The sequence below is a fragment of the Devosia polycyclovorans genome (genome assembly GCF_042181575.1).
GTDB lineage: Bacteria > Pseudomonadota > Alphaproteobacteria > Rhizobiales > Devosiaceae > Devosia > Devosia polycyclovorans.
Genome location: NZ_CP170082.1, coordinates 3,202,335 through 3,228,513, shown reverse-complemented (window position 1 = coordinate 3,228,513; position 26,179 = coordinate 3,202,335). Strand labels below are relative to the sequence as shown.

General features: G+C 61.3%; 24 protein-coding genes. 8 read left to right on the top strand and 16 right to left on the bottom strand.

Features of this window, described 5'->3' with window-relative positions; translation table 11 throughout:
* The 4 genes from phnN to ACE4RL_RS16060 all read right to left on the bottom strand — a co-directional run bounded on the left by phnN (window position 1) and on the right by ACE4RL_RS16060 (window position 4,857).
* The gene (phnN, locus tag ACE4RL_RS16075) at window positions 1-558 is read right to left on the bottom strand and encodes a phosphonate metabolism protein/1,5-bisphosphokinase (PRPP-forming) PhnN (protein WP_375598114.1); all 558 of its coding nucleotides are present in this window, start codon (window positions 556-558) and stop codon (window positions 1-3) included.
* On the bottom strand, window positions 555-1,703 hold the full coding sequence (locus ACE4RL_RS16070; protein ID WP_375598113.1) for an alpha-D-ribose 1-methylphosphonate 5-triphosphate diphosphatase: 1,149 nt from the start codon (window positions 1,701-1,703) through the stop codon (window positions 555-557). The genes phnN and ACE4RL_RS16070 overlap by 4 nt, the downstream gene beginning before the upstream one ends.
* A 139-nt stretch (window positions 1,704-1,842) precedes the next feature.
* A complete protein-coding gene (locus ACE4RL_RS16065; RefSeq protein WP_375598112.1) occupies window positions 1,843-3,759 on the bottom strand; it encodes a glycoside hydrolase family 127 protein in 1,917 nt (638 codons plus the stop codon).
* 60 nt (window positions 3,760-3,819) lie between these two features.
* Window positions 3,820-4,857, bottom strand: coding sequence for a LacI family DNA-binding transcriptional regulator (locus ACE4RL_RS16060; RefSeq protein ID WP_375598111.1), 1,038 nt, complete (start codon window positions 4,855-4,857; stop codon window positions 3,820-3,822).
* A 165-nt stretch (window positions 4,858-5,022) separates the two neighbouring features.
* Here ACE4RL_RS16060 and ACE4RL_RS16055 point away from each other — a divergent pair, with 165 nt between their 5' ends.
* The 6 genes from ACE4RL_RS16055 to ACE4RL_RS16030 all read left to right on the top strand — a co-directional run bounded on the left by ACE4RL_RS16055 (window position 5,023) and on the right by ACE4RL_RS16030 (window position 11,157).
* On the top strand, window positions 5,023-6,057 hold the full coding sequence (locus tag ACE4RL_RS16055) for a Gfo/Idh/MocA family protein (RefSeq protein ID WP_375598110.1): 1,035 nt from the start codon (window positions 5,023-5,025) through the stop codon (window positions 6,055-6,057).
* 13 nt (window positions 6,058-6,070) lie between these two features.
* Window positions 6,071-6,973 carry a sugar phosphate isomerase/epimerase family protein gene (locus tag ACE4RL_RS16050; protein ID WP_375598109.1) on the top strand — a complete coding sequence of 301 codons (903 nt, stop codon included), beginning with the start codon at window positions 6,071-6,073 and terminating at the stop codon, window positions 6,971-6,973.
* An 85-nt stretch (window positions 6,974-7,058) separates the two neighbouring features.
* Window positions 7,059-8,291, top strand: coding sequence for an ABC transporter substrate-binding protein (locus tag ACE4RL_RS16045; RefSeq protein WP_375598108.1), 1,233 nt, complete (start codon window positions 7,059-7,061; stop codon window positions 8,289-8,291).
* Window positions 8,292-8,360: 69 nt separating this feature from the next.
* Complete coding sequence (locus ACE4RL_RS16040) at window positions 8,361-9,263, top strand: carbohydrate ABC transporter permease (RefSeq protein WP_375598107.1); 903 nt, start codon at window positions 8,361-8,363, stop codon at window positions 9,261-9,263.
* On the top strand, window positions 9,260-10,087 hold the full coding sequence (locus ACE4RL_RS16035; protein ID WP_375598106.1) for a carbohydrate ABC transporter permease: 828 nt from the start codon (window positions 9,260-9,262) through the stop codon (window positions 10,085-10,087). The genes ACE4RL_RS16040 and ACE4RL_RS16035 overlap by 4 nt, the downstream gene beginning before the upstream one ends.
* Complete coding sequence (locus ACE4RL_RS16030) at window positions 10,084-11,157, top strand: ABC transporter ATP-binding protein (protein WP_375598105.1); 1,074 nt, start codon at window positions 10,084-10,086, stop codon at window positions 11,155-11,157. The genes ACE4RL_RS16035 and ACE4RL_RS16030 overlap by 4 nt, the downstream gene beginning before the upstream one ends.
* A 19-nt stretch (window positions 11,158-11,176) precedes the next feature.
* Here the strand turns inward: ACE4RL_RS16030 and ACE4RL_RS16025 are convergent, their stop codons facing one another.
* The 8 genes from ACE4RL_RS16025 to ACE4RL_RS15990 form a co-directional block, all read right to left on the bottom strand.
* Entirely contained in the window at window positions 11,177-11,950 is a 774-nt protein-coding gene (locus tag ACE4RL_RS16025; protein ID WP_375598104.1) for a hydroxypyruvate isomerase family protein, read from the bottom strand.
* 20 nt (window positions 11,951-11,970) lie between these two features.
* On the bottom strand, window positions 11,971-13,005 hold the full coding sequence (locus ACE4RL_RS16020) for a zinc-binding dehydrogenase (protein WP_375598103.1): 1,035 nt from the start codon (window positions 13,003-13,005) through the stop codon (window positions 11,971-11,973).
* Between the two features lie 14 nt (window positions 13,006-13,019).
* Window positions 13,020-13,850 carry a carbohydrate ABC transporter permease gene (locus tag ACE4RL_RS16015; protein ID WP_375598102.1) on the bottom strand — a complete coding sequence of 277 codons (831 nt, stop codon included), beginning with the start codon at window positions 13,848-13,850 and terminating at the stop codon, window positions 13,020-13,022.
* Window positions 13,847-14,743 carry a carbohydrate ABC transporter permease gene (locus tag ACE4RL_RS16010; protein ID WP_375598101.1) on the bottom strand — a complete coding sequence of 299 codons (897 nt, stop codon included), beginning with the start codon at window positions 14,741-14,743 and terminating at the stop codon, window positions 13,847-13,849. The genes ACE4RL_RS16015 and ACE4RL_RS16010 overlap by 4 nt, the downstream gene beginning before the upstream one ends.
* 67 nt (window positions 14,744-14,810) lie before the next feature.
* Window positions 14,811-16,085 carry an ABC transporter substrate-binding protein gene (locus tag ACE4RL_RS16005; RefSeq protein ID WP_375598100.1) on the bottom strand — a complete coding sequence of 425 codons (1,275 nt, stop codon included), beginning with the start codon at window positions 16,083-16,085 and terminating at the stop codon, window positions 14,811-14,813.
* A gap of 119 nt (window positions 16,086-16,204) precedes the next feature.
* Complete coding sequence (locus ACE4RL_RS16000; RefSeq protein WP_375598099.1) at window positions 16,205-17,257, bottom strand: LacI family DNA-binding transcriptional regulator; 1,053 nt, start codon at window positions 17,255-17,257, stop codon at window positions 16,205-16,207.
* 326 nt (window positions 17,258-17,583) lie between these two features.
* Window positions 17,584-18,369, bottom strand: a complete 786-nt coding sequence (locus tag ACE4RL_RS15995) for a DeoR/GlpR family DNA-binding transcription regulator (protein WP_375598098.1) — start codon at window positions 18,367-18,369, stop codon at window positions 17,584-17,586.
* Window positions 18,370-18,376: 7 nt separating this feature from the next.
* Window positions 18,377-19,123, bottom strand: coding sequence for a glycerophosphodiester phosphodiesterase family protein (locus ACE4RL_RS15990; protein ID WP_375598097.1), 747 nt, complete (start codon window positions 19,121-19,123; stop codon window positions 18,377-18,379).
* 330 nt (window positions 19,124-19,453) lie between these two features.
* On the opposite strand from ACE4RL_RS15990, the gene ACE4RL_RS15985 reads away from it, so the two are divergent.
* A complete protein-coding gene (locus ACE4RL_RS15985; RefSeq protein WP_375598096.1) occupies window positions 19,454-21,730 on the top strand; it encodes an LPS-assembly protein LptD in 2,277 nt (758 codons plus the stop codon).
* An 11-nt stretch (window positions 21,731-21,741) separates the two neighbouring features.
* Window positions 21,742-22,236 (top strand): hypothetical protein, encoded by a 495-nt coding sequence (locus ACE4RL_RS15980; RefSeq protein ID WP_375598095.1) that lies wholly within the window; start codon window positions 21,742-21,744, stop codon window positions 22,234-22,236.
* A gap of 122 nt (window positions 22,237-22,358) precedes the next feature.
* On the opposite strand, the gene ACE4RL_RS15975 is transcribed toward ACE4RL_RS15980, so the two are convergent.
* From ACE4RL_RS15975 to ACE4RL_RS15960, 4 genes are read right to left on the bottom strand one after another with little or no spacing between them, the layout of a single operon-like run.
* The gene (locus tag ACE4RL_RS15975; RefSeq protein ID WP_375598094.1) at window positions 22,359-23,087 is read right to left on the bottom strand and encodes a FadR/GntR family transcriptional regulator; all 729 of its coding nucleotides are present in this window, start codon (window positions 23,085-23,087) and stop codon (window positions 22,359-22,361) included.
* Between the two features lie 55 nt (window positions 23,088-23,142).
* Complete coding sequence (locus ACE4RL_RS15970) at window positions 23,143-24,342, bottom strand: aminotransferase class V-fold PLP-dependent enzyme (protein ID WP_375598093.1); 1,200 nt, start codon at window positions 24,340-24,342, stop codon at window positions 23,143-23,145.
* Between the two features lie 3 nt (window positions 24,343-24,345).
* Window positions 24,346-25,242, bottom strand: a complete 897-nt coding sequence (locus ACE4RL_RS15965) for an ABC transporter permease (protein WP_375598092.1) — start codon at window positions 25,240-25,242, stop codon at window positions 24,346-24,348.
* Window positions 25,239-26,168 (bottom strand): ABC transporter permease, encoded by a 930-nt coding sequence (locus ACE4RL_RS15960; protein WP_375598091.1) that lies wholly within the window; start codon window positions 26,166-26,168, stop codon window positions 25,239-25,241. Before ACE4RL_RS15960 ends, ACE4RL_RS15965 begins: the two co-directional genes overlap by 4 nt.
* Between the last annotated feature and the right edge of the window lie 11 nt (window positions 26,169-26,179).

The following is a 26,179-nucleotide window of genomic DNA, read 5'->3' as shown; positions in this document are numbered from 1 at the left end:
TTAGGCGCGCGTCCTGGTCCCGGCCAGGTCAGTAAGCAGGGCGACCAGACGGTCTCCGGCAATCTCGTGCGGACCGGAATTGTCAATTCGCACCGTGCTGGGCGGCAGGCGGACGGACACCCTGCGATCCATGCGGCGGCGAATCTCGTTATCGTCCTCTCGTCCGCGACCGGCGAGACGGCGGGCGATCACCTCGCGATCGGCAGTAACCTCGACAACGATTGCCGTGGGATAGCGCAGCATCACTTGCGGAATGACCGAGCGGGAAAGATTGGCCAGGACCACCCGCCCGTCCCGCAGATCGTCCTCCAGGGTAATCGGCAGGCCATAGCGCAAGCCATGAGCCTCCCAGGCGAGGGCAAACCGGCCTTTGGACTCGGCGGCTGCAAACTGCTCCGGGCTCATCGTGTCATGATCTTCGCTGCCACCATCGGCGTTGCGCGTCACCACGCGACGGACCAGGACCAACTCCTCGCCCATATGGGCGCGGGCATAGGCCATGACGGTGTCCTTGCCTACGCCGCTCGAACCAACGACAGCGACGAATGTGCCGCTCATATGACGCGGCGGCCCTGCCGCCAAACGGTCTGGACAATCGGCACCCCGTCTTCGAGGCGCAGGTGAACCAGGTCCGCGCGTTTGCCCAAGGCAATTTCGCCCCGGTCGGTGAGGCCGGCGGCATCAGCGGGACGCCTGGTCACAAAGCTGATGGCCTGCGGCACCGAAATTCCGGGCACGGTATCGACCAGGCAGAAGGCCGATTGCAGCATGGAGAAGGGAATATAGTCCGACGACAGAATATCGAGCAGGCCTGCAGCCGCCAGATCGCGGGCGGAGACATTGCCCGAATGCGATCCGCCACGCACCACATTGGGGCCGCCCATCAGGATGCTCATGCCGGCATCGCGAGAGGCTTGTGCGGCCTCCATGGTCGTGGGGAATTCGGCGATTCGAATCCCCAGGATCTTGGCATCCTCCACATGGCCTCGCGTCGCGTCATCATGGCTGGCCAGGGCGATGCCGCGCGCATGGCTCAGCTCGGCCAGCGCACCGCGATGTCTGTCGGAATAGGTGTCGGATTCTGCAGAACGACGGGCAATGAACTCGGCCAATGCGGCATCGCTCATCTTGAGCTTGCCCTGATAATAGACCTTGTAGGCATCGGGGTTGGCAAACTGGCGCTGTCCGGGCGCGTGGTCCATCAGCGAGGCGAGGCGCACCAAAGGATGATCCATGATGGCCTGGAAGTCATCGAGGCAATCGGGCGCCGACACTTCGCAGCGCAGATGGATGAAATGTTCGGCCCGGAGCCGCCCGGCCTCGACGCCCGCGGTGACTGCATCGGACAGGATGCGCAGCTCCGCGGCGCCCATATCGGCATGCTCGTCCGAGCCGACGCGGATGGCATCGAAGACCGTCGTAATGCCGGAGGCGGCGATCTGCGCATCGTGAGCCTGGACCGCGGCCACCGGGTGCCAGCGCACCTTGGGCCGAGGGGCATAGTGCGTTTCGAGATGGTCGGTATGCAGCTCGACCAGGCCTGGGATCAGGTAATCGCCACCAAGGTCCATACCGCGGGCGCTGGAGGGTCCGATATCGGTGATGACGCCGCCCGCCATCGCCACAGCCCCGTCAATCACCTGGTCAGCCAGCACAATCCGGGCATTGGTTAAGATGGTTTCGTCCGGTCCGATCGCATTCATGTCAGTCTTTCTCCTGGTGCGCCTCCCCTAGTTTCGTTCTGTGACAGTTGAGCGACGTTCGAGGGCCTGGCGAACAGAAGGTGAGAGTTGCGGTGGTCGAGCCGTCCCCCTGTCTATGTTCCAGGGCTTCCGGCCTTGCCTATTCCTCGCGCAGCCACACCCTCATCGGCCCGGCCTCCCTGTTGGCCCAGAGATAGTAGGGAATGGCCGTCATCACTGTGGGAGACACCGCCGGCGGCGTGGTCCGGTACAAATCCAGTCCCCAGTCATCAGCTCCGATCGTCCCGGCAGGAGCGGTAAGCGTGACGATGCCGCCGAACAGATCGTCCCGGCTTGTCTCGGAGATGTCTGCATCCCGCGACAGCAACAGGTCCGGCACCGGCGTCTGGTTGTCCACCTGCTCGGCACAATAGACCAGCGGCCCGCGCGCCAACGCAACGCGGTGCCGGTCCACCTTCACCTTGGGATTGGCATAGATGCGGCGCGGGATCATGGGCAGGTCCAGCTCGACCACATCGCCTTCCAGCCAGTCCCGTTCGATCACCAGGTAGCCGTTCTGTGTCAGTCCCGGAACGTCGAGTGGATTGCCATTGAGCAAGGCAACGGCATCGTCCGCCCAATGCGGGATCCTGAGCTTGAGCGCAAACACACCATGCCCGTCTGGGTGCACGGAAATCTTGATCCTGCCGGACCAGGGATAGTTCGACTGTTCCTCGATCCGGATGCGGCGTCCATCAAGGGCCAGTTCGGCGCTGTTGCCACCATATAGATTGACGGCAATGGCCCCCGGACCGACCGAATAGAAATATCCCCCCACCGAGGCCACCAGACGGGAGACATTCATCGTGCAGCAGGGGCAGGGGTGCCACGGCCAGCGGCGGTGGCTGCCATCGCTTTCCAGCTTGTTCTCATAAAAATAGAGCTCCCCGTCACGGCTGAGGCCGGAGAGCACGCCATTGTACAGTGCCAGTTCCATCAACTCGGCATATTGCCCGTCCAGGTCGAGGTTCAGCATGCGCTGGGCCCAGAACACGAAGGCGATGGAGGCGCAGGTTTCGCAATAGGCCGTGTCGTTGGGCAGGTCGTAGTCGGTGGTGAAGCCTTCATTGGTGGACGAGGGTCCGAAGCCGCCGGTCACATACATGCGGGTGGTGGTGACGTCCTTCCACAACACCTCGCAGGCATGACGCAGGCTGTCATCGTCCAGTTCGGCTGCAAGATCGGCCATCGCACTATACATATACATGGCCCGCACGGCGTGGCCGACCACCTTGTCCTGATCGCGGACCGGCTTGTGGGACTGCGAATACTGGTGATTCCCACTGTCGTAGAAGTGGAAATCTTTCGGATCATCGCCGCGGGCCACGGCTTCCTCGTCGAAATAATGCGGTTCCTGCCCGCGCTGGTCGATGAAGTAAGCAGCCAGATCGAGCTGTTTGCGCTCCCCCGTAAGCCGATAGAGCTTGACCAGTGCCAGTTCGATTTCCTGGTGGCCGCAATAGCCTTGCTTCTGTCCCGGACCGGTGCCGAACACGGTGCGGATATGGTCCAGGAAGCGCTCCATGACGCCCAGCAGCTTGCGCCGTCCGGTGGCCTGATAATAGGCGATCGCGCCTTCAAGCAGGTGACCGGCATTATAGAGCTCGTGCCGATCGCGCAGATTGGTCCAGCGCTTGCCGATTTCGTGCCCCTGGTACCAGAGGTTGAGATAGCCGTCCGGCATTTGCGCGGCCGCCAGCTTGTCCACGATCCCATCGACTTTCGCCTCCAGGTCCGGGTCGCGGCGATGGCGCAGCGCATAGCCCGCGGCCTCGATCCACTTGCCGATATCGCTGTCCCAGAACACCTGGTGAGTATGTCCATCAGGCCCTCCCATGCGCGGAATTCGCAGCGGCGGAGGCGGGTCCTTGAGCTCAAGGGACTCGAGAATGCCGCTGTCGTCCAGCTTCTGATATTGGCTCGGGACGGTACGAGTGAGGACGGTCTCCAGGCGCTCTGACCAGAACGGACCAGACAGGTTCACATGGGTAAAGTCGACGGGGTTATAGCGGCGCATGAAAGTGTCTCCTCCAGCCGTTGGGGCTTTGTTTGGCGATGCAGTGCCAGACCGCGCGCTTCAGCGCGGCGCCGGCATGTCGCTGTCGCCTTCCACCAGTTCAAGCGGCACGATCTTTTTGACCACTCCGAGCGGGTAGTGGGCGGCATAGGCCGGCATCGTGGCCAGCAGCGCTTCGGCAAGCGAAATACCCAGATCGCGCAGGGACAAGCGGAAACTGGTGAGCTTGGGCACAAGAAAATGCGTCTGCGGGCTGTCCCGGCTGATAACGGCAAACTTCCGCCCTGGTGGCAGACCGACCTGATTGAGCCCGTTGTAGAAGCCCAGCGTCATCAGTTCATTGGTCAGGATGAATGCGGTGGGTCGCTTGTCCGGTGGCATCGCCGCGATGGCGTGGGCAATCTCATGGCCGCCGCGCTCATTGGGGTGGGCGCGAAACACCAGGTCCGGGTCAAAGACGATCCCCCGTTGCTCCAGTGCATTTCGGTAGGCGTCGATGAAGACATAACCCAGATTGGTGTCATCGAGCGGGGCATAGACGCCGATTCGGCGGTGCCCTTTGTCGACCAGTCGTTCCACACCCACTTCCGCCATGCCTTCGAAGTCCAGATCCAGCCAGGGATGCCCCGCATCGGTCAGCGACCGGCCCAGGGCAATAAAGGGTATCTTGCGGTCCGCCAGATAGTCGATGCGATGGTCCTGGCGCTTGGTGGCCGAAATGATCAGCGCGTCGGCAAAACCCCTGGCCACCACGCGCTGCATATAGGCGTCGGGATCTTCCTCCGACGAACAGAGCAGGGCGACAAGGTCCAGCTGGTGGCGCGCAAAGACCGCCTGGACACCGTCGAACACGCTCATGAAGAACACATCGCCCTCGCCGGTGATCTCAGAGCCCGTTTGCATCATGAAGCCGACAACCCCGGTGGCGCCACTGCGCAGGGCCCGGCCGGCCTGGTTTGGCACGTAGCCCATGGCATTGGCGGCTTCCAGCACACGAGTCCGAGTCTGTTCGTTCACGTCCGGCTTGCCATTCAGGGCACGAGACACCGTGCCGATCGACAGGTTGAGACGCTGCGCTAACTCTCTGATGCCAGTCATTCTTTGTCTCTTCGCCCCCTGTCCCGACATCGTTCCAAAAACGTTTACGAATTGTTATTGACAGCGGAAAGCCTCCAAATATAACGTCGTAAACGTTTACGGGACTTCCTGCCCTGGTGCTGCACAAGATGGCAAGGGCGGGACAAAGTCCAGAGGGAGGACGTCTTGGTCTATTCTGCGGTGCTCGCCGGATGCGGCGGCATGTCCAAGGGCTGGCTGACCGCCTTGTCCGAGCATCCGCTGCTCAAGGGCAGGGTGCGGATCGTCGGGCTGGTCGACCTCGACCGGTCGAACGCCGAGCGGCGCGCCGCGGAGTTCGATTTGGGCGATATCGCCATAGGCACCGATCTCGAAACCGTTCTGGCCCAGACCAAGCCCGATCTGCTGTTCGATGTGGTCGTGCCGTCGGCCCGCGCCGCTTTGGTGCGCACCGGGCTGAGCTACGGTTGCCACGTCCTGACCGAAAAGCCGATGGCCACCAGCATTGCCGACGCCCGGGCCATGATCGTCCAGGCTGAGACCGCCGGGCGGCTGCACGCCGTGGTCCAGAACCGGCGTTTCATCGCCGGCGTCCGGCGCATCCGGCAAGTGATCGAGAGCGGCGCGCTGGGGGAAATCACCAGCCTCAATTGCGACTTCTTCATCGGCGCCCATTTCGGCGGCTTCCGCGAGGACATGGACAATGTCCTGCTGCTCGACATGGCCATTCACACCCTGGATGCTGCCCGGTTCATGGCCGGCAAGGCGCCCCGTGCGGTCTACTGCCTGGAAACCAATCCGCGCGGCTCCTGGTATCGGCATGGCGCCGCCGCTAATGCGATCTTCGAGTTCGAAGACGATGTCGTCTTCAACTATCGCGGGTCATGGTGTGCTGAAGGGGCCAATACCAGCTGGGAGAGCGCCTGGCGCATCATTGGCACCAAGGGCACTTTGCTCTGGGATGGCGAAGAGAATTTCCAGGCACGGGCTGTGGCTGGCGATACGGGCTTTTTCCGTGCCCTCAAGGACGTGGAAGTGCCGACGCTGGTCAGCGATGAACAGACCCACGGCCATGCCAGCGTCATCGCCGATTTCCTGTCGGCCATCGAAACCGGGCAGACGCCGGAAACAGCCGGCAGCGACAATATCAACAGCCTTGCCATGGTGCTTGCCGCGATCGAAAGCGCGCGGACCGGGCAGCGCGTATCCATTCAGGTTTGAGGAATTTTCAGAAGTGAGCGATCCAGCAAAATCCATTCGCATCGGCACCATGGTTTCCGCATCGGCCGGCAAGGCCGCCGAGCGCATCGGCGAAATTGCCGACCTGGGCTTTGAGAGCTTTGAGCCCTTCTTCTGGCAGACCACCAACGGCCAGGACATTGCCGAGCTGGGCAAACGCTGCAGGGATGCGATCGGAGATCGCGACATCACCATGTCCACCATCGGCATGTTCGGCAATCCGCTGGAAGACGAGGAAATGGATCGCCAGACCCTGCAGGGCTGGAAGGATTGTATCGACAATGCCCACCATTTCGGCGCCACCTGCGTTGCCGGTTTCACCGGACGCATCCGCAACAAGCCCCTGACCGACAGCCTGCCAAAGTACAGGCAAGTCTGGTCTGAACTGGCCAAGCGCGCCGCCGACAAGGGTGTGAAGATCGCCTTTGAGAACTGCGCCATGGACGGGGACTGGCAGACGGGCGACTGGAACATCGCCCACAATCCCGACGCCTGGGAACTGATGTTCAACGAGACCCCGGACGACAATATCGGGCTCGAATGGGAACCCTGCCACCAGATGGTCTATCTGATCGACCCGCTGCCGCAGATCCGCAAATGGGCGCCCAAGATTTTCCACGTGCACGGCAAGGACGCCACTATCCGTTGGGACGTGATCCGCGAGCACGGCATCTTTGGCAAGCACCCCTTCGTCTTCATGCGCACGCCGGGTTTCGGCGACAGCAATTGGACGGACATTATTTCCGAGCTGCGCCTGGCCGGCTGGTCCGGTTCCATCGACATCGAAGGCTGGCACGACCCGGTCTATCGCGATGCCTTGGAGATGACCGGGCAGGTGCGTGCGCTCAATCACCTGAAAGAGTGTCGCGGCGGCGATTTCGTCGACAACCGCGAGTGACTGGTTTCTCTGCCTCGCTCGGAGGAGAGCGGGCAGGGATGCGAACGGCGGGCGATGGGCCCGCCATCAATGGGAGGAGAGAACCATGACTATCCGTTTCGGCCTGTTGGGCGCCGTTGCCCTGGCCACCACTTCGCTGCTGTCTCTGGGCTCGGCCATGGCGCAGGACGAGGTGACCATCACGATCTGGTCGCTCGACGACGCCAATCAGCCCGCGCTGAACCTTGCCCGCGAGTTCGACGAGCTGGAACCGGGCATCAAGGTGGAATATCGCGAAATCCAGTTCGACGACGTGGTGAGCGAGGCCATGCGCGCCTTTGCCACCGGCCAGGCGCCTGACATCATCGCCGTCGACAATCCCGAACATGCCCTGTTCGCAGCACGCGGCGCCTTCCTCGATATCACCGACAGGGTTGCCAATTCCGACGTCATCGATCCGGCCAACTACTTCCCCGGTCCGCTGAACTCCGTCACCTGGGATGGCAAGCTTTACGGCGTGCCCAAGGCCACCAACACGATCGCGCTCTATTACAACAAGGATCTCTACGCCAAGGCCGGCATCACCGAGCCCCCCAAGACCTGGGATGAGCTTGTTGAGGTCTCGCGCCAGCTCAATGATCCGGCCAACAACGTTTATGGCCTGGCCTTCTCGGCCAAGGCCAGTGAAGAGGGCACGTTCCAGTTCCTGCCCTGGGCCCAGATGGGCGGCGGAGGCTATGACAACATCAACGCCCCTGGCGCGGTGAAGGCTCTCGAGGTCTGGAAGACCATCATGGATGAGAAACTGGCCTCTCCCGATACGCTGACGCGCGGCCAATGGGATTCCACGGGCACGTTCAACTCGGGCAATGCCGCACAGGTAATCTCCGGTCCCTGGGAACTCAACCGCATGCTTGAGGAAGCCCAGTTCGACTGGGGCGTGGCCTTGCTGCCCACCGAGACCGAAGGTGGCGCCCGCTCCTCGGCTATGGGCGACTTCAACTGGGCCATCTTCGCCTCGACCCAGCACCCCGACGAGGCTTTCAAGGCTCTTGAATACTTCGCCAGCCAGGATGATCGCCTGTTCCCTGAATTCGGTCAGTTGCCCGCGCGTTCTGACGTGGAAATACCCGAGACCGGCGTCGCGCTCAAAGATGCTGCCCTCCAGGTCTTCCTCGAGCAGCTGCAATACGCCCAGGCGCGCGGCCCGCACCCCGAATGGCCCAAAATCTCCAAGGCCATTCAGGATGCTATCCAGCAAGCCCTGACCGGCCAGGCGACACCGCAAGCTGCACTCGACCAGGCTGCCGCCACTATTGACGGTATCCTGGGGCAGTAAACTCCTCCCGACCACTGGCTGCCCGGGCAACCGGGCAGCATCTTCTTGCTCTTCCAAGGGGAGGATGCGTTGAACCGACTGCTATCCAGCCTGCGCGACGGCAAAGGTTTCGACATCGTGCTCGTTGCGGTGCCGCTTTTGTTCCTGATTGCGCTTTCCGGCCTGCCACTCATCTACAACGTGGTGATGAGTTTCCAGGAAGTCGACATGTTCAGTCTGGGCACGTTTGCGCGCCCCTGGGTCGGCTTCAAGAACTACGTCGCCGTGTTTAGTGCTCCCGAGACTTGGCCGATCTTGCGCAATACGGCCGTGTTTGTGGTCTGTTCGATAGCCGGACAATTCGTCCTGGGCTTTGGGCTGGCTTTATTCTTCACGCAGAATTTTCCCGGTGCATCCTATATCCGCGGGCTTTTCCTGGCCTCCTGGGTCATGCCGGGCCTGGTGGTGGGCGCCATTTGGAACTGGATCCTTGCTGGCGATTTCGGCGTCCTCAACTACGTGCTGAAGTCGATTGGCATCATCTCCGACAACATCTTCTGGCGATCAGATACCAATTGGTCGCTCTGGGCGGTGATCATTGCCAATATCTGGCTTGGCACAGCCTTCAATATGATCCTGCTTGCCGTGGGTCTGGCCGGTATTCCCCGCGATCTCTATGAGGCCGCCCAGCTTGACGGTGCCAATGGCTGGCAGCGCTTCTGGACGATCACCCTGCCGATGATGCGCGCTACGATCGGTGCGGTGATCTCACTTGGGCTGATTTTCACCTTGCAGCAGTTCGACCTCTTTGCCGCGATCACATCGGGCGGCCCGGCCAATTCCTCCAATGTTGCCCAGTACTGGGCGTGGGAGCAGTCCTTCCGACAATATGACTTTGCCAAGGGCTCAACGATTTCCGTGGTCATGATTGCGGTGGTGATGATCGCTTCCGTCATTTATGTGCGCTCAACCCGTCACGAGGTGAGGGGATGAACCAGACCTGGACCCAACGCCTGCTTCTGCTTGTGGCCCTGTTGCTGGCCGCTCTCTATCTGTTTCCGCTCTATTGGATGTATGTCACCAGCCTCAAGACGGGGTCGGAAATTTTTGCCACGCCCCCAGGCCTCGCGCCTGCCAATCCACAATGGGGCGTCTTCGGCTATGTCTGGGAATTGCGGGGCATGGGCCGTTTCCTCTGGAATTCGGTGGTCATCGCGTCCGGAACTATGGTGCTGACGGCCGTCTTGGGAACTGGATGCGCCTATGTGCTGGCCCGCTACCGCAATTTTTGGATCGATGTGGCTTTGTTCCTGGTGCTCATGCTGCAGGTACTCCCGGCCTCTTTGATGATCACGCCCATCTTTGTGGGTTTTGCTCAACTGGGCTTGCTCAACCATCCGCAACTGGCAGTGGTGCTGGCCATTACCGCCAAAGCCATGCCGTTTTTCGTGGTACTCGTCCGGGCCAGCTTTATGAGTGTGCCCACGGAACTCGAAGAGGCCGCCTTGGTCGACGGCAATTCGCGGGCAGGGGCCTTCTGGTCCATCGTCCTGCCGCTGGCCCGCAATGGCATTCTGGTCTCGGCGATACTGATCTTCATGCAGGCCTTCGGCGAGTTCGTCTATTCCAAGTCGATGATTCCGGCCGTCGAATTGCAGCCGGCTTCGGTGGGGCTGAATGCCTTCATGGGTCCCAATACGACCGAGTGGAACAATATCATGGCCTACGCCACGATTTACGTGACGCCGATCCTGGCCGCTTTCGTCATCCTGCAGCGCCGGATTGTTGCCGGCCTAACCTCGGGAGCCCTCAAATGAGCGCAGAACCGCAGATCGAACTTGTTGGCATCGACAAGCACTATGGCAATTTTCACGCGCTCAAGAATATCAACCTTATCATTCCCAAGGGGCAGTTCGTCGCTCTGGTCGGTCCATCAGGCTGCGGCAAATCCACCCTGCTGCGTTCGCTGGCCGGGCTCGAGAGCATATCCGGCGGCACCATGAAGATCGCCGGCGAACTGATGAATGGCGTACCTCCGCGCAAGCGCGACGTGGCCATGGTGTTCCAGTCCTATGCGCTCTATCCGCATATGACGGTAGAGCAGAACCTGACCTATTCACTGCGTCTCAAGCGCGTGTCCAAGGCGGAGGCAAAAAGAGCAGCTGACGAAGTGGCAACGACCATCGGCCTGCAGCAATTGATGCATCGTTATCCGCGGGAACTCTCCGGCGGACAGCGCCAGCGTGTCGCCATGGGCCGCGCCATCATCCGCCATCCCAAGGCATTTTTGTTTGACGAGCCCCTGTCCAATCTGGATGCGGCGCTGCGTGTGCATATGCGCAAGGAAATCCGCGCCCTGCACGATCGCCTGGGAGCAACCTCGGTCTATGTCACGCACGACCAGATCGAAGCCATGACCATGGCCGACCATGTCGTGGTCATGCGCGACGGCGTCATCGAGCAGCAGGGCAGCCCCCTCGAACTCTACGATCGCCCTGCCACCCGATTTGTCGGTGGGTTCATCGGGTCGCCTGCGATGAACTTCATCTCCGGTACCGTTGCCGCCGACGGTCAAAGCATCGCGCTTGATCTGGATGGATCAGGTGCCCTGCCGATCGGGCGCAGTCTCGAGCCGGGTCGCAAAGTCACCGTGGGGCTGCGGCCCGAGCATGTCGAGGTTGGGCCCGCTGGTGCTGCGCAGATCACCTTGCCGGTGGCGGTCGTGGAATCCACCGGCTCGCTCACCTATCTGACGACCGGGGGCGACCCGGAAATGACCGTTGTGATCACCGGGCGGAGTGATATCCGGGCCGGCGAAACAGTCGGCCTTTCCATTGCCCCGAGCCGTGTGCACGTCTTCAACCCGGAAACCGAACGCGCCATCTGACGGGCAGCCCGCCCGGAAGTCAGGCAGCTACGCTTAGCGCGGTGCGGACTCGCTCCAGGGCAGCGGCAGTGTCGCCCTGGGGACGGTACTCAAGCCCGATCGAGCCCGTATAGCCGTTCTCATAGAGCCATGCGATCCGTGCTCCGAGGTCGATTTCGCCCAGTCCCGGATCGTTGCGGCCGGGATGATCGGCGACATGGGCGTGGATGACACGCGACACCCTCTGCTTGAGGACATCTTCGATGTGCTCGCCCATGACGTAGGAATGATAGAGGTCATAGACGATGCCGATTTCAGGGCGCCCGACCTCGTCCACGACATTGAGTGCCTCTCGGGTCGAAGATAGGTAGTAGCCCGGATGATCGATGAGGGTATTGAGCGGTTCGACACCCAGCCGGACCCCGCTGCCTTCCAGCACCTCCGCGGCGGCGCGCAGGCCATCGACCAACGCCTTGTGCTGTTCTTCGCGGGTGCGTCCTGGAAGGTCGTCACCGGCCTGGGCAATCAGCACTTTTGCTCCCAGACGTTGCGCGGTCCGCATGGACGTTGCGAGTCCGGCAAGAAAGGCAGCGTGGTTGGCCGGATCGGTCAGCGCGATCATCGGCTCGGCAACGAAGCCGCTCAGGATCATCCCGGTTTCCTTGAGCGCTGCATCAATGGCGTCCAGGTCCTTGTTGGACCAAAACCAGAATTCAACGGCGTCCAGGCCTGCGGCCTTGGCCAGGCGAATGCGGTTGGCGAAATCGGGACTGGCTTCGGCAAACAGCCACTCAATGCAGGCGGAGAGTTTCATTTTGGCCCATCTGGTTAAATTCAGCGATAGTCGATCAAAACCTGCAAAACCTCGGGTGAACCCTGGTCGAGCAGGCTGTAGCCGCGTTGCGCTTCGCCCAGCGGCACCCGGTGCGTGATCATGCCCTTGAGCCCAAGTCCCATGCCGGAGAGGTATTCGAGCGCGATGCTGCTGCGTCGCGCGACCGACCACAACGGGCCCAGGAACGGGTTCACGCTGCCCACCTGAGAGGAAATGATCCGTGGGCGATTGTGGTGGAATTCGCCTGACAGGTTGAGGCTCTCAAAACTCCCCCCATACCAGGACATTGCAACGACCGTGCCGTTGAAACCGGCGATGCGGATGGCCTCGTTGAGAGCCGGTGCCGCGCCGGATACTTCGATGACGGTGTCTGCGCCGCGACCGCCGGTGAGGTTGCGTATTCTTTCCGCACATCCGCCCACTGTCGGATCAAGGACCGCCGTCGCTCCGCCTGCAAGCGCGGCTTGCCGTCTTTTTTCGATGCCGTCGATCGCGATGATCTGGCGCGCGCCGTTCCGAACCAGCAGTCGGGTGACCATCTGGCCGATGACACCAAGCCCACTGACGACGACGTCTGACCCCATCGCAATATTGGCGTCGAGCAAGCCGTTATACGCGGTGTTGAGATTGGCGAAGAAGACGCCGATTTCGGGGTCTGTGATCGCTCCAAGCGGGACCACGGCGTCGGCATTGACGATGGCGTGGCGCCCATGCGGCACATAGGCAAAGACCAGGTCGCCCAGCCCGACGTGAGTGACGCCCTCACCGAGGATCGCGACCTGACCGACCGCCGAATAGCCGTAGCGAGCTGGCCAGTGCCAGTCAGAGCCATGTGCATCCGAGAACAGGCGAGTTCTCGTGTCCATCGCCTGTCGCCATTGCGGTGCAAGGCCGCGGAAGACATTGAGTTCGGTGCCGGCGCTGATGCCGGAAACCAGGAGTTCAAGCATCACCTCGCCCGGACCTGGCTCCGCAAGAGGCTCGTCGCGCACGTCTACCGCGCGTGGCCCTGTGAAATAGAGCGATTGAGTCATCAACGACAATTTTGTCACCCTTTGATGCCCCCAGAGGTCAACCCGCCGACAAGTTGATTGCGGAACAACAGAAACAGCAGCACTGCAGGCGCTGCAATCACGACGCCCCCGGCCATGACGACCCCCCAACTGAACGAGTAGGGATCGAACAGGGTCTGCAAGGCCAGGGGTAGCGTCTTGACTTCGGCGCTTGTGATCAGGGCCAAAGCCAGAAGAAACTCACCCCAGGACAGGACGAATGCAAAGGTACCTACGGCGATCACCGCTGGCCGGATCAGTGGCAGGGTAATGCGGATCATCGCGCCCAGTTGGGACGACCCGTCGATGACCGCTGCCTCCTCGAGTTCTCGCGGCACCGCATCAATGTAACCCTTGAGCATCCACACCGCGATCGGCAGACCCAGGGCCAGATGCGTGAAGGTGAGCGCCGTCAGCGTGTTGGCCAGCCCCAGAGACCGAATGATGACGACCAGTGGCACCAGCACCGCGACGGCGGGCAACATCTGTGTCGCCAATATCAGGAAGCCGATGAAATCCCGCCCGCGATAGGTGAAGCGGCTGAGTGAATATGCCGCCGGAACGGCGATCACGATCGTACAGACGGCCACCGCCCCTCCGACGATCAGGCTGTTGCGCAGCGCGATCATGAAGTCCGCGCGGGCAAATATCTCCCTGAAGTGATCGAAAGTCACCTGGCTCGGAAAGGGGCTGCGCGACATGATGTCTGCATCCGGACGGATCGAGGCGATGAACACCCAGATGATGGGCAGTAGGATCAGTCCGAGCAGCAGGACTGTCAGAATGTCCAGCGCCACGTCGACAGGCCGCTTGCGGTCAGCGTTCACTCGCGCCTCCGCAACTGCAGCACGCAAAAGGACACCCCGGCCAGAATGACCAACATGACCACGCTGATCGCCGCGGCATAAGCGGGCCGAAGGTCGGTGAATACCGCTTTGAACATGGTAATGCCCAGAATGGTCGTGGCGTCCTGCGGACCGCCACGCGCCATGATCCAGGGCAGGTCGAAGCTGTAAAAGGCCAAGATGCCCAGTACCAGGCCGACGATCAGCATTGTGTTCTGGATTGAGGGCAGGGTGATGCTTCTGAAACGCTGCCAGGCACTCGCGCCGTCAATCGCGGCCGCTTCGTAGAGCTCGTCTGGAATTGACTTCAGCGCCGCCAGCAGCGCCAGCACCATGAAGGGCATGCCCTTCCAGCCCGCGATGAAGGTGATCACGGCCAGCGCCAGATTGGGGTCGTTGAGTATGGAGCTGTTGCCGGCAATGCCCACGACCTGCAGCAGTGCATGCAGCGCACCCACTTCGCTGTCGAGCAGGAACCGCCAGCCGTAACCGAGCACGATGAACGGCATCACCCAAGGCAAGAGGATCAGGGCCGAGGCCGTGCGTGCCACGATTGTGTCGCGGTTGAGCAAGAGCGCCAAAGGCAAGGCTAGCGCAATTTCCACCGCGACCGTCCCCAGGGTCCAGACCCAGGTCCGCCAGAAGGCGCGCCATAGCGCCCCATCGGTCAGCAGGGCCTGGAAATTGACCAGGCCGCCCCAGACCGGCTGCGGGTTGCGCAGCAAATACCAGTCCTGGAAAGACAGCCACAATGCGTAAAGCAGCGGCAGAACGGCAATAGCCAGAGCCACCACAATGGCCGGGCCCACAAGCGCATAGGGCAGGCTTGCCTTACCTATGACTTGGGGCTGGCGCTCTTGCATGGGCGTGGACATCAACCGGTCTTTGGTGAGAAAGAAAAAGCCCCGGACGGAGGAGGTCAATACCGTCCGGGGATCGCCCCTAGCGAGCAAGAACAGTGTTGATGTCGGTGCACAGATCGCTCACCGCCTGGTCAATACCTTTCTGGCCAAGGGCAACGGCTTGAACCGCTTTTTGAATGGTGTCCACTTCAAGCTGGCCCATCTGCGCAATCGCTTCGCTTGGGTATTGGTAGGGCCGTGCATCCTGCAACTGCTCGACAAAGAGCGGATAGGGGAACTCTGTCCAGGGTTCGTCCTGAGCCAGCGAGATGCTGCCCGGAATGAAGCCACCGGCCACGGCAAGCTCCTTGAAGGCCTCCCCATGGGTTGCAAACATGATGAATTGTCCGGCCGCCTCCTTGGCGTCCGACGCGTCCCACATCACCAGCGGCCAGCCGCCAAGGAAACCGGACCGGTTGACAGGCCCGGCGGGCACCTTGGCAATGTCCACCTGGTCGAGCCATTCAGGCTGCTCGGTGACGAGATCGCGATAAAGGCTCGGATGCATCAGGATCATGGCGTAGCGGCCATCAAGAAAACCGCGCTGGAATGAATTGCCATCCATGCTGGCAGCGTCGGGATGGGTCGAGCCGTCCAGTGCAATTCCGGTATAGACGTCGAGCGCCTCCCGGAATTCGGGCGTGTCAAATCCGCAAGTGCCGTCTTCGGCGAGCATGCGAGCACCGTAGCCGAGATAGGTGCTCATGAAATTGTGGATGGTGAAATAATCGAGGCTGGTCGAAAGCCCGATGCCATAGACACCATCTGGCGAACTCTCGGTCAGGGCCTTTGCCGCGCTACGGAGCTCTTCCCAAGTTTCCGGCGGATCTTCCGGATCAAGGCCTGCCTGCTCGAACAAATCCTTGCGGAAATAAAGCGCGCGCGTTTCCACCGCGATGGGGGAGGCCCACCACTGACCACCCAGATGGTAGTAACCTCTGTCACCAGGCCAGATATCGGCCGCAACATCGGTACCTTGCTCGGCATCATAGGCGGCAAATGCATCGTCGAGAGGCGCTAGGGCGCCAATTGCCTGGAATTGCGCGACCACATTATTGCCCAGCATGGACACATCGGGGAGGCCGCCCGTCGTCAGAGCTGTCACCAGGCGCTGCTGTTGCTCCCCCCAGGGCACAATCTCCATCACCACATCAATACCGTCATGGCTGGCCTCGAAGGCCGCAATGATCTCTTCCCAGGCCGCGATATCATTGGGATTGGTTGAGAATTGCCAGAACGTAACCGTCTGCGCAAAGGCCGGCGCGGTGATCAGCGTTGATGCAATTGCTGTCGCCGCGAGCAGATAACGCCGCATGAAAGTCCTCCCTTTGGACTGATCGCTTGGGGTGAGTGCCAGCTCCCGTCGGCACATATGTCATCGTTGACATGGCAGACTGCTAGCATGCGCCACAAGGTGTGTCAAATCGTCTCACCCTAAGGTGCCGGGCCGGTCGAGTCACGTATCACGAGGCTTGTTTCCAGAACTATTTCATTGGCCGTTTCGCCGCCCTCGATGGCGGCCAGGGCCATCTCGAAACCGTGTCGTCCGAGCGCCGTCATCGGCTGGGCGACCGTTGTCAGTTCCGGCGCCAGATAGGCGGCGATCGTGTCGTCAAACCCGACCACCGAGATGTCCTTGGGCACCCGCTTACCCATGCGGTAGAGCGATTGGAGTACCCCGGTGGCCAGGATATCGCAGGTGGCGAAAATGGCCGTCGGCGGGTCCGGCAGTGCCATGAGTGCGTCGGCGTGTTGCTGTCCCTCAACGCCCGAGATGTCTGCGTCCAGATCGTAGTAGGTGCCGACCCGGACATGGCCTGGCATCGGCTTGAGGCCATGGGCGGCCATGCCGTCCCGATAGGCCGCAAGTCGGTCGTCCTCCACCGATCGGCCGCGCGTGAGATCGCGTGGATAGATACTTGGATCCCCGCCGACAAAGGCGATCCGCCTGTGCCCGAGCTCGACCAGATGGTCCACCGCCATGCGGGCTCCGACATAGTTGTCCACCCGGACTGACCTGGTCAGCTCGGTCAGCGAACGTTCCATCTCGATGACCGGAATGCCGGCATTTGTTGCGATCTCGACATTGTCCGGGCTTGCAGTCGTGCAGAACAGAACGGCGTCCACCCGTTGCGCGATAAAGGTTTCGACACCGTGCCGCTCATGGCTTGCGCTCCCGCCATGATTGAAGATCACCACTCGATAACCAGCGGCAATGGCCGCGGCCTCCACAGCGTGCGCCACGCCCACAAAGAACGGATTTACGGTGATGGCCGTGAGCATCAGGCCGATCGTATAGGTATGCTGTGTGCGCAATCCCCGCGCGACAACATTGGGCCGGTAATTGGTGGCCTCAACGGCGGCCAAAACCTTCTGTCGCGCCTCTTCAGAGATATATCCCTGCTGCTTGAGCACGCGGTTGACAGTGGCTGTGGAGACACCTGCCAGCCGAGCGACTTCCATCAGTGTTGTAGTCTTGATGGCCAATGGCAGTCTCTGTCCTCGTGACGTTCTGCAGCATGACGTCGGCCTGCTGCATGTTCTGGCGCGCCGCCCTGCGCGCCAGGGGCGGCCTATTGGAACATCCCCAAGTCCGGGCCAGCATGCAGCCAATACGGGCGCAATGGAACAAAAATCTTCCACCTTCATACAGGCCGGACGAGGCCAATGGTTGCTCTGGCCGCCCGGCAGCGGCCGCCCGAGCACATCCGCTTGCTTAGATATTGGTGTCACCAAATGGAAACAGAGGCGCTACTTGCCGATATCCGCACTCTGGATCGCGATCTGGTCATGGCCTGAACCAGCATGGATGCTCAATCCTCGTCCGGGCCGCAGATGACAACGTTGGTTCCGGCTGCCGCGAGCGCCGCCGGTGGCCCGTCATCGGGCAGTTGATCGGTGAAGAAGTCGGTGATCCGGCCGAACGGAGCAACGCGCACCGAGGCATCACGTGCCCATTTGGTCACATCTGCGGCCAGATATTGCACCCGCGAGTTGGCGATCAGAGTGGTTGTCGTTTGCGCCTCGGCGTAGCTGAAGTCGAGGATACCCTTGTCCGGATCCAGAGCACCCGCGCCGATCACGGCGTGTGTGGCGTAGAACTTCTCGAAATAGGCCAGAGAATCCGAACCAACCACATCCCGGTCGTTGTGACGTAGTAGGCCCGGCGTCACATGCACCTCCACCTGCGGCGCATCGCAGAGCGACAGGGCAACATCGATATTGTTGGTGACCACCCGCAGGTCACTATGATGGCGCAGGGCCTCGGCTACAAATTGGACGGTACTGCCAATGCCCATGAACACTGTTGAGCCAGGCTCGATCTCGGCCGCAATACGGCGCGCAATACGCTGTTTGGCGGCGCTGTTGAGCGTGGTGCGGGCATTGATCGAGATATTTCGAACCGTCACAGGCGCATCGACACCGCCATGAAAGCGGCGCGCCATGCCCAGATCGCACAGCGCGTTGATGTCGCGCCGAACCGTCTGCGTGGTCACCGCATAACGCGCGGCAAGTTGCTCGATATACTGGGCGCCATCCGCCTCGATCAGGGCCAGAATGTCGCGTTGCCGATCCGACAGCGAGTCATGCCCAATCATGGCAATGCTACTCAAGGAAGAGCTTGGGATTGTCGGTAATGACGCCTGTCAGGCCCGCTTCCCAGAACGATATCAGTTGCACCGGATCGTTGCACGTCCAGGCCCTGACCTTGATGCCGCGCTTGGCCGTTTCCTCCAGCATGCCGATGGAAAGGGCCTTGAAGTGCATGTGAATGGTCCCCGCCGGAATGGCGGCGAGTTGATCTGCCCAATCCTCGGGCGGCCGTCCCCAGAGCATGGCCATCTCCAGGTTTGGCTCAAGGGCATGCATCGCGTTGAGCGCCTCGGGGTCGAAGCTCGATATCATGATCTCGGTTTGGGCCGAGCGCTTTGCAATATCGGTTTGGACAGCGTGCACCAGCTGGTCCAGTGACTTGTGATGTTTGTGCTGCTTGATTTCCACATTGGCGCTGAGGCCCAACTCGCCAAGGGCGGCAATCGTTTCGGCCAGGGTGGGAATGCGTTCGCCGGCAAAGCGGGGATCGAACCAAGCGCCAGCGTCCAGCGCACCGATCTGGGCCGCCGTCAATTCGCCCAGCGAGCCTGTGCCAGAGCTGGTCCGATCCACGCTGTCGTCATGAATGACCACAAGCGTGCCGTCGGCGCTCAGTGCTACGTCGAGTTCCACCCATTTGGCACCGGCTTCGGCGGCGGCCCGGAAGGCGGCAAGAGTGTTTTCCGGAGCAATGGCCGATGCGCCACGATGGGCCTGGACTTCATGTGCGGCGGGACCGGGGAGAGAACTGAATGTCATGGCTTGTCTGCTTGATGAACTGAACACGCCCATAGGCTGGTTTGACTACAGAATTGCGACATGGCGGATCATTTGGCCTGTCATCCAGGCTCACATGAACATCGGTCCTGCTGCGCCATCAACTGGTGCAGGCCGGTCACACCCAAATGGAGTTTGTACATTCTTCATTGCCCGGCTCTAGATTGATGGCTAGTTTGTCGTCCACGGGCGTATCGGCTTGGGACGGCGTTGCGAATCCTTAATTTTGGCAAAGTGCGGTCATGGGCACCCGGGACATCAAATCATCCGACGCGAGGGGTGCTCATATTGAGGCCCGGTAAGCGCGCGATCATGAGCTGGGCCTGTTTGCTGGCATTGCTGTCGGCCGGCATGACCGGGGTGGCGGTTGCCCAGGGCCTTCTGCCCGATGACTTCTTTTCTGCGCCCATCGATCCGTCCGCTCCGACCGCCGTTGAAGCCGAAGAACTGGTTTTCGATTCAGTGCGCAATGAAATCACCGCGCGCGGCGATGTGGTGTTGCGCATCAGCGGTTACACCTTGTCTGGGGACCGGCTCGTCTATCGACGGGCCAATGGCGAAATGGAACTCATCGGCAACGTTGTGGTGGTGGACCCCGCTGGCAATAAGTCGCAAAGCGAACGCCTGAACCTGACTGGCGGCCTGAAGCGGGTCGTGCTGGATAGCATGACCTTGACTGGCCGCGATGGCTCGCGTGTGACGGCCGACGATGCCGAATTCGACCAGGTGCTCAATTCCATCCTGATCAACGCGCGCTACGCGCCATGTGGCGATTGCGTCGGTCCCTCTGGTCAAACCATTGGCTGGTCGATCAGCGCCGCCCGGATTGTACAGAACGCTGAGGACAATTCGATCACTCTTGAGCAGCCTAGCCTAGCCCTGCTCGGCGTGCCGGTGGCATGGTTGCCCTATCTTTGGCTTCCCGACCTGGGCAATACGGCTCTGGACAGTATTCCAAAACCAAGCCTGGGCTTCAGCGAAAAGACCGGGGTGAAGGTGGAAGTCCCCTTCACCGTTTACGCAACCCGCAACACCAGCGTCATCCTTTCACCGACGCTACTCAGCCGTCAGGGCTTTCTGCTGGGGGCTGAATGGATCCAGCGCTTCGACCACGGTTCGTTCAGCATCAAGGCCTCGGGGCTCTATCAGTTCGACAAGAGCGCTTTCACCTTTGCGGATGCCAACACAGATTGGCGCGGCGCCATCCAGGCGGCCGGCGAGTTCAGGCCCGTGGAGGACTGGACGGTCGGTGCGGCCTATTCGCTCTTCACCGACAGTGCCTATTTTGCCGACTATATGCTCGATCCCCGGCGCTCGGGGGTAAACGAGGTTTACGCCACGCACCTGAGCGACGATACCTATATCGATGCCCGTATACAGCAGTTCAACATGCTGGGCGAAAACCCGGATTCGGTGCGCGACCAGCAGGGTATCGCACTGCCCAACATCCGAGTTGAACGCAGCTTTTCCCTTCCGCCCGGCGCTGGTCAAATCGATGTGGAAGCCCGCTTGCTTGGCACAACTCGCAAGCTGGACTACGCCACAAATGTCAACGGTATCCCATATGAATACGGCTATGCGGGCAATCGGGTGCACGCCATGGCGCAGGCGAGTTGGCAAAATCAGTGGATTGCCGGTGGCGCGGTCGTGACGCCCTTTGTCGGGCTGCGTTTGGACGCAGCCGCCTATGATGGGGGCAGCGCTCTGGCTGGCGCACCCGCAGCCCAAACCCTGCTGGGGGCGACACCCATTGCCGCACTCGACATCCGCTATCCTCTGGCTGCCTATGGCAATGGCGTAACCCACTTGGTCGAGCCAATCGGCCAGATCGTTTATCGGGGGGCATCAAGCATCGCCCCCGGCGTTACCAACGAAACCTCACAGAGCTTGGTCTTCGACGATACCAACCTGTTCAGCTACAACAGGTTCTCGGGGATCGACCGGCAGGAGACCGGGCTGCGGCTCAATCTGGGCGGGCGTTATCTGGCCAGCCTGATGGATGGCAGTTTTGTCGAACTGGTTGGTGGCCAGTCCTTCCAATTGGCTGGTGTCAACGCCTTCGACCTCGCAAATCCGCAGCAGGTCGGCGTCGGATCGGGCCTGGAAAATGCGGCCTCCTATGCGGTCGTGGGCGCGTATGGAGCACTGGCAAGTTCACTCAAGGCCGGCGGCAAGCTCCAGCTTGACACGACCAGCTTCGACATCGCCAGGGCAGGGCTGGGCGTCAACTACGGGCAGGATGGATGGTCAGGCGCCTTGAACTATCGCTATGCCGCCGCGACTCCTTCGACTGGAAACATCAAGGACATGCACGAAGTCGGCGTTGAGGCGACAGTGCCGGTCGCCGAATACTGGAGCGCCAGCGCCAATGCCTATTGGGACCTGACCGCCAACAGCTTCCTGCAGGCGGGCGGTGGCGTGACCTACAACGACGGCTATCTCGTCATTTCGGGTAATGTTACGCGCACCGGACCAACGCATAGCTCGCCCAACGACCTGCGGGCGACTGCGACTTTCCGCCTGTTGGCACCCGCAGGATTCGACGTCGGCTATTCAGGCGCCGTGCCGATCGGGAATTTCCTGCGATGAGGAGGCGTGCCATGATGGCCAGCATTGCCAGGACGGTCTTCGCCGTGTCCCTGCTCGCCAGCACCTTGGCGGGCTGCACCAGCTTTGCTCCGGTCTATGGCGATCACGCTGTTGGCAGGAATATGGCTGACGTCAGGTTCAACTTTGCCTCGCCCGATAGCCATCTTGAACAGATCATCCTCAATCGCCTCAAGGTTTCCTTTCCTGGCGAAGCCGGACCTGACGATCCGGTGCTGGATGTGATGGCCAGTTCCAGCACCCTACAAGGCTCGATGTCAGATGCTTATGCTGTGGCGCGGCCGGTCAATGTTCGGGTGGAAGCCATTGTGACGATCGAGCTGGATGGCGAAACCCTCTTCCAGGCGACCCGTTTCACCGACACCGCCTATCAAGGCGGGAAGCTCACCCCGACCGATATGGCATCTGCCAACGCGGCCCGGGAGACTGCGGCGAGAAGCACAGCCGAAGCTTTGAGAGCGGCGATTTTGGCGGGATATCGCCGCTAGTCGAACAGTATAGCTCTGTCGCCACCCTGCTGCTCCCGCGTCAGGAAAATCAGCATGAACGGCTCTCTCTTGCGGGCATTGCCGAACCTGCCCTTGCCTTGAAGAGGGCGCTGGCAGGAGAACTAGACCAGCTTGCCATCCGCGATGATGGCGCGGACTTCGTCTTCCACCGAATCCAGGATACGGTTGATGGCGGCGACCGCCTGATCTGCATCTTCAGCGATGATGGCGTCGGCCAGGTCGCGGTGAATGGGGAAAGAGTCGAGCCCGAAGGCGTCGCGGTTGAACGGAGAGATGTCGCCCCGCTCAAGTGCGTGGTCCAGATTGGTCAGAATCTGTCCATACATCGGATTTCCTGACGCATCGTAGATGGCGTTGTGGAAGGCATGATCGGCCTTGCGCCAAGGGCGGCCGCTATTCACATCGGCCAGGAGCCCGTCGCATAGACGGCCGATTTCGCGGCGTTGATTGGCCGTGGCATGGGCAGTGGCCTTGCGAACCACGTCGTTCTCGAGTGTCCGGCGGATTTCGAGCAGTCGCAGCAGCGCTTCGCCCTCAAGCCGCACCATTGTGGGCACAAGGCCTCGGGACGTCTGAACGCGGGCAGCAAGATAAGTGCCATCACCGCGGCGCCGGCGAATGATGCCGAGCCCCTCCCAGCGATTGAGCGCCTCCCTTATGGTGGATCGCCCCACGCCGAGCGAGGCCGCCAGCGACACTTCGGGCGGCAGTCGGTCACCGATCCTGAGGCCGGCGCGCTCGACCATTTCGGCAAGCGCATCCAGCACCGCCACATTACGTGTGCGGTTTTCCAGCGGTTCCAGATAGCTCAGGGCGCTTTCCCGACTCATGGGTGCCCGTTCCTCCACGTGTGACAGCCAGTCACACCACAACTTCGCGCCTTTGTCAGCCTTGCGAGGCCGCAAGCGGGGCCTGCAGGTCCAGCAATTCGGTCAGTGCCGCGATCAATCGGTCCATTTGCGGGCGCGAATTATAGCCCTGCACCGACAGGCGCACGATGCAGGTGTCCTGCCAATTGAAGACGGGAATCTCGATGCCGTATTTCTCGAACAGCGTCGTGTGAACCTCGAGCGTGTCGCATTCCGGAATGGGCATGGCGACCATTTGCGGGGCGCAGAACGCAGCGCTGCTCAGAGGCGCAAGGCCGGTCAACTCGCCAAGGCGTCGTGCCGTATCCTGTGCCAGGGCATGGCAATGCTCGGAAATGGCCCACCAGTCATTCTCCTTGCGGAAAGCGATGGCGGCAGGAACGGTCAACCATGGTGCCGGATCGCGCGTACCGCGGATTTCGATCTCGTCGATATAGGGAGAATTGCCGAAGGCGCCCTTAGCGTCTGGCGCTTTGGAATCCTTGGTCCAGCCATGGCTGATGACCAGCGGGTTGAGCAGGCCCTGCATCTCACGGCGGGTGTGGAGGAACGCCGATCCCTTGGGCGTCATCATCCATTTGTGGCAATTGCCCGCATAGAAGTCGGCCCCGATGGCGTCGAGATCGAGCTTGATATGGCCCGGCGTATGGGCGCCATCGATCACCGACCAGATGCCGCGCCTGCGCGCCTCGGCGATGGCATTCTCGATTGGGAACAGCAGGGCGGTCGGTGAGGTGATGTGAGTGAGAAACAGCACCTTCGTCCGCTCCGTCATGCCGTCGATGATGGTCTGGGTGAACGCTGCCTCGCTGACCAGTGGCATGGGGACTTTGACCACCACGATCTCGGCGCCAGTCTTGCGGCAGACATAAGCCCAGGTTTTCTCCAGGGCTGAATATTCGTGGTCGGTGGTTAGGATCTGGTCGCCGGGTTTGAGGTCGAGCGACTGGGCGACGATGTTGAGGCCATTGGTGGCATTGGGCACGCCGACAATGTCATCGGGATTGCACCCCAGCTCGGCCGCCAGGGCTTCGCGAGGCACGCGCAGCAGATCGTGCAGGCGACGGCCCAGGAACTCCACCGGTTCCTGCTCCAGTTCGAGCTGCCAGCCCTGATAAGCCTCGAACACCGGGCGCGGGCAGGCGCCGAAAGAACCGTGATTGAGGAAGGTGACATCCTCACGGAGGAGGAAGTGCCGGGCGAGATTGTCGGACACGGTTCAGCGGCCTTTCAGGGTGGGGTCGAGGGCATCGCGCAATCCGTCGCCAAACAGCGAGGTGGCGAGCACGGTGATCGCCAGCGCTGCCGTCGGGAAGACAGCCAGGTGCCAGTAGTAGAACATGAAATTAATGCCCTCATTGATCATCTGGCCCCAGGTGGCGGTGGGCGGCGGCACACCGATGCCCAGGAAGCTGAGCGAGGCTTCAAGCATCATGGCGAGCGGGATGGCCAGCACGAACCCGACAATGATCGGGCTGATCGAATTGGGTATGAGGTGGCGGCGAATGATGTACCAGGGCGAGGCGCCCAGCGCCTGCGCGGCCCGGACGAATTCCTTCTCCCGGAACGCCTTCACCTGGGCGCGGACGAGGAGGCACACCTGCACCCAGCCGAACAGAGCGGCAATGGCAACAATGGACATGTAGCCGCCGCGTAGAAGCGTACCCAGCAGCATGGCTGCCAGAAGCGGTGGTACCACCGAGAACAATTCAATGATGCGCATGATGACCCAGTCGGTCCGGCCGCCGAAATAGCCCGCGAGCGCTCCCAGCGGAATGCCGATCAACACCGAGAAGCCGGCGGCGATAAAGCCGATGGAGAGCGAGACGCGGGCCCCATAAACGATGCGCGTATAAAAATCGCGGCCCAGATTATCGACACCGAACCAGTGCTCGGCTGAGGGGAAGGCCAGCGATTGGGTGAGGAACAATTGCGCTTCGGGTGGCACCGGGGTGATCAGCGGCGCAAAAACCGCCATCAGGATGAGAATGCTCATCACGATGCCGCCGGCGACAGCCGCCTTGTTGGACAAGAAGCGCTGCCAGGCGAACCAGAGCGGGCTGCGCTGGCGCGGCGGGGCGGTCTCGGCAATTGGCGTAGCGATAGTATCGGTCATTCTGCGCCTCCCACGCGGATACGCGGATTGATCAGGGCGTAGACAATGTCGGAGAGGAGGTAGGCGATGCAGTACATGAAGGTGATCATCAGCATCAGCGCCATCTCCAGCGGGTAGTCCCGCGTCTCGATGGAGGAGACGAAATATGCCCCCAGGCCCGGCACGCGGAACATGGCTTCGACAAAGATCGAGCCGGTGGCTGTGCCGATGAACATGGGCAGGAACACCGTGACCAATGGAATGGCTGAATTGCGCAGCACATGCTGGAACACGATGCGGCGCTCCGGGAGCCCCTTGGCGCGCAGCACAGTGACGAATGGTCGGCTCATCGTGTCGAGCATGGCCGAACGGGTGTAGCGGGCATAGGTGGCCACGGGGATAGCGGCATAGGCAATGATGGGCAGGATCCAGCGTTCCGGATTGGGCCAGCCGCTGGCGGGCAGCCATTTGAGCCAGACCGCAAACACCAGGATGAGCAGCATCGAGGTGACAAAAACCGGAATGGTAAGCCCGATCGTGGCAACGGCGGAAGCCAGATAATCGATCCAGCTATTGCGGTTAAGGGCGGCCGCCATGCCCAGCAGGATGCCGAGGGGAGCGCCGATAAGCACGCCGAGTCCACCAAGCACCAGGCTTGGCACCCAGGCGCGGGAGAGCAGTTGCAACACGCTCTCGCCGGGGCTTTGATAGGGCACGCCGAAGTCGAAATGCAGCACGCCCCACATATATTTGAGGTACTGGACATAAAGCGGCTGATCCAGGCCAAGCTGCGCCATGAGTTTGGCCCGAACGGCTTCCGAGACCGGCATGTCATTGGCGTCGAACGGGCCGCCGGGCACGGCATGCATCATCAAAAATATGATGATCGACACCGCAATGAAGGTGAAAGCAACCGAAACGAGGCGGCGCAGGATATAGCCGAGCATCAGATCCTCTC